The sequence below is a fragment of the Pseudomonas costantinii genome (assembly GCF_001870435.1).
GTDB classification, from domain to species: Bacteria; Pseudomonadota; Gammaproteobacteria; order Pseudomonadales; family Pseudomonadaceae; genus Aquipseudomonas; species Aquipseudomonas costantinii.
This window is the reverse complement of record NZ_MDDR01000042.1, coordinates 1-1,179: the sequence shown is the minus strand read 5'-3', so window position 1 is coordinate 1,179 and position 1,179 is coordinate 1. Positions and strand designations below refer to the sequence as shown.

General features: G+C 59.1%; 1 pseudogene. It reads right to left on the bottom strand.

The features are described 5' to 3' along the window. A pseudogene (locus tag BFL40_RS25745) lies at positions 1-1,179 on the bottom strand (type IV secretion protein Rhs); the annotation flags it as partial.

The window sequence follows — 1,179 nt, the reverse complement described above, 5'->3', positions numbered from 1 at the left end:
CGTCTTGCGAGTGATCGACGCGGGTCAGGCGGGCGAGGGGGTCGTACTGGTAGTGGTGTTCGCCTTTGCGGGTGTCGAGGATTCGGCTGAGGTTGCCGGTTTTGTCGTAGTCGTATTGGCGTTGGTAGAGGTCATGTTTTTGTTGGCTGACGACATGGGCGTGCAAGCGGTTTTGTTCGTCGTACTGGTAGTGGCTGACCAATTGGCCTTGTTGGCGCTGGCGTTCGCGGCCTGCCTTGAATAGATGGGAGGTGAGGGTGTCACCGTTCAGTTCGACGGTGGCGAGATGGCCGCCTTTTCCATGATTGAACGTGAGGCGGTTGTTGTCCGGCAGGCGTAGGTTTTTAAGATGGCCGCAGGCGTCATAGCCGTAGCGCAGGGTGCCCCAACCTTGGTGTTCGGCGGTGAGGCGGTTTTGGCTGTCGTATTCGTAGGCCAGCGCCCAGTGGCCGTCTTCGACGCCCAGGAGGTTGCCTCGGCGGTCGTAGGTGTAATCGACGATTTTGCCGTCGGGGAGGGTTTTTCTTACGAGCCGCCCGGCATGGTCTCGCTCGTAACGGGTGACGAGCTGACTGCCATCGTCGCCGTGTTCGGTCTTTTCCTGTAGGTTGCCGTTGAGGTCGTAGACGTAGGCCGTGCGTTGGCCATCAAACCCGGTTTCCTGCTGGATCAGGCCATTGGGGTGGTACTGGAGTCGGTAGGTTTCGCCGACTTCGTTTTCGATCGCCGTCAGCAATAACCGAACGTTGTCGTAGCGGTATTTGACTTGGGTGCCATCAGCATTGATGCGGCGGCTGATCAGATGCAGGCCGTCGGCATACTCGTAGCGAGTAACGCGGCCTAGCTCATCACGTTCAGCGGTGATCTTTCCGTAGGGGTTGTAGCTGTACTCCCGTGTGGCGCCACCTGGCAGTACGACGCGAACCAACCGACCCACACTGTCCCACTGATATTGGGTCAGCGCTCCGTATTCATCCTCGCGCGCAACCTGCCGCCCCAGATCGTCATAGCGATAGCGCTTTACGCCGCCATTCGGCAGTTGTTCCTCAGTGAGCTGCCCGCGCTCATTCCAGGTCAGCCGATGGCAGCTGTGATCGGGATACCAGACGCCGATCAGTTGCCCATGTTTGTTGTAGCTGTAGTCGGTGACGTTGCCATCGGGGTCGGTCTTGCGGGTGA